Source organism: Lacinutrix sp. (assembly GCF_023299985.1).
Taxonomy (GTDB): Bacteria; Bacteroidota; Bacteroidia; order Flavobacteriales; family Flavobacteriaceae; genus Lacinutrix.
In genome coordinates this window covers 1-2,789 of the sequence record NZ_JALZVX010000201.1, presented here as the reverse complement: position 1 = coordinate 2,789, position 2,789 = coordinate 1, and the positions used below count along the sequence as shown (strand labels likewise).

Here is a 2,789-nt window from a genome sequence, read left to right as displayed (position 1 = left end):
ACCTTTAAATTTGGAGAGAGTAAAGAAGGTTGGGGAATTTGCAACGATGGGAAAATGCTTTACAAAAGCGATGGTACCGAAAAAATATGGCACTTAAATCCTGAAACTTTAGTAGAAGATGGTAACATACAAGTCTATACTAATAAAGGTAAAATAGGAAAACTTAATGAACTAGAATGGATAAACGGAAAAATATACGCTAACATCTGGCAGAAAAACGGTATTGTAATTATTAACCCTAAAAATGGAGCTACAGAAGCTGTTATAGATTTCTCTCCATTAAAAGAGCGCGTCACTAAACATAAAGGATTAGATGTTTTAAACGGTATTGCTTACAATCCAGAAACACAAACTATTTTTGTTACTGGAAAACGTTGGGATAAACTATTTGAAGTTAAAATTATTAAACAATAAACTTGCAAAACTTCACTAAAACAGTAACAGTAAGTAAAGAGGATCTAGACGATCTCAATCATGTAAATAATGTGCGTTACATAGAGTGGGTTAATAGTATAGCTAAAGCCCATTGGATAGAAAACGCTTCAGAAAAAATTCTAGACAACCATTTCTGGATTTTATTATCGCATACTATAGATTATAAAAAACCTGCTTTTTTAAAAGATGAGTTGTTACTAAAAACTTACGTGCTAAATGCCGAAGGTGTTACTTCAACTAGAATAGTAGAAATCTACAATAATAAAACGCAAGTACTTTTAGCGAAGTCTCAAACTAAATGGTGTTTTATAAGTTCTCAAACAAAAAAACCTTCACGTATAACCGAAGACATTTTAAAACTGTTTAGTTAATGTGTTTTAAAAAGGATAGTTAAGTTTTTATAAATTATTATTAATGTTAGTGATCACTTTAATACTATTATTTAAAACTTAGTAAAAAATAAAACCAACATGAATTTTAATTATTAGCGCTTGTAAATACTAAAACATCAAATCAAAAGTTATATTTTAGTAGCCTAAAGAGAATACATTTTATAAACGCGCATGTTAAAAATACTATAGCTAAAAATAGTTATTAATAGCTAACAACATGTAGCCTTTAAAAACAATACATACAAATACATGAAACGCATATTTTACTTTATTGCCTGTTTTAGTTTTTTACTATTTTGGAGTTCTTGCCGCGAAGATTTTGACTTCGCTCCAAGTACAGGAAGCCTTAATTTTTCTAGAGATACAGTCTATTTAGATACCGTTTTTACAAACATTGGTTCAAGTACTTTTAACTTAAAAGTGTATAATAGAAGCAATAATGATATCTCTATTCCTTCTATTGCTTTAGAACGCGGTGAAACCTCTAACTATAGATTAAATGTAGATGGTAATCCAGGAAAAATATTTAGTAATGTAGAGATTCAAGCTAAAGACAGTCTGTTTATTTTTATTGAGACAACCGTAGATATTGAAGATCAAACACTTTTAGACGAAACGTTTTTATATACCGATAAAATAAATTTTGATGCAGGAAGTAACTTGCAAACTGTAGATTTAGTAACCTTGGTTAAAGATGCCGTATTTATTTTTCCAGATCGCGATGATACTACAGGAATTATAGAAACACTAACACTAACTATAGATGGCGAACAAGTAGAAACCGAAATACAAGGACGCGAATTATTACCTTCAGAACTAAACTTTACAAACCAAAGACCTTATGTTATTTATGGCTATGCAGCTGTTCCTGGAGGAGAGACATTAACTATAGATGCAGGAGCAAGAGTGCATTTTCATGCTGATTCTGGGATATTAGTATCCGAAAATGCATCGTTTCAAGTTAATGGCGCTTTGAGTGCAGACCAAGAGCTAATGGAAAACGAAGTTATTTTTGAAGGTGACAGGTTAGAGCCTGCATTTGCAAACGTTCCTGGTCAATGGGGAGCAATATGGCTTTTCGAGAACAGTACAAATAACATTATTAACTACGCAACTATTAAAAACGGAACCGTTGGTATTTTAAGCGATGGTAATGCAGACGCAGCTCAAGACAAATTAACAATTACAAACTCGCAATTATATAATTTTAGTAATTATGGTATTTTAGCTAGAAACAGCTCTATTTCTGCAGAAAATTTTGTTGTTAATAATGCTGGGCAATCTTCTGTTGCTTTAACGCTTGGTGGAAAGTATAACTTTACACACAGTACAATTGCAAACTATTGGAATACTAGTTTTAGACAGTTTCCTGCACTTTTGGTCAATAATTTTGTTCAAAGTATTGATGGTACTACTTTTATTGCAGATTTAACCGAATGTAATTTTAATAATTCTATTATCTACGGAAATGATAATCCTGAGTTTATTATAGACGAGATTGTAGATGATGCAATAGTGTTTAATTTTAAATTTACTAACTGCCTTGCAAGGTTTGAAGACTCTTCAAATAGTCCTACTGGTGATAATTACAATTTTACAGATAGTATACATTACGAAAACCTAATCCGTAATCAAGAACCAGATTTTAGAGCACCTTTAGAAAACAATTTAATAATTGGTAACAATTCTAGTGCAAATACTTTTGGTAGTGCAACCTTTGCTTCTCAAGTACCACAAGATATTTTAGGTGTTAGTAGAACTGCTTCTCCAGATATAGGAGCTTATCAACATGTTACTTTTTAGTAAAGTTTAAATCTTTTTATATGTAAAAAATCCCATTCGATAGAATGGGATTTTTTTGTTTTTAAATTTATTTAAGTGTTCTACATCTTAAATAGTGGTAAACCACTCATCATATCATTAACCTTAGTTGCAACAGCTTCAAGTACAGCTTCATCTTCA

General features: G+C 31.1%; 3 protein-coding genes. All 3 read left to right on the top strand.

The genetic code is table 11. The annotated features are described in order from the left end of the window. On the top strand, positions 1-414 hold a 414-nt coding region (locus Q0C58_RS10750), incomplete at its 5' end, for a glutaminyl-peptide cyclotransferase (RefSeq protein ID WP_290701267.1). A gap of 2 nt (positions 415-416) precedes the next feature. Next, positions 417-806 (top strand): thioesterase family protein, encoded by a 390-nt coding sequence (locus Q0C58_RS10745; RefSeq protein ID WP_290701264.1) that lies wholly within the window; start codon positions 417-419, stop codon positions 804-806. 270 nt (positions 807-1,076) lie between these two features. Then, on the top strand, positions 1,077-2,630 hold the full coding sequence (locus Q0C58_RS10740) for a hypothetical protein (protein WP_290701261.1): 1,554 nt from the start codon (positions 1,077-1,079) through the stop codon (positions 2,628-2,630). Positions 2,631-2,789: the final 159 nt, after the last annotated feature.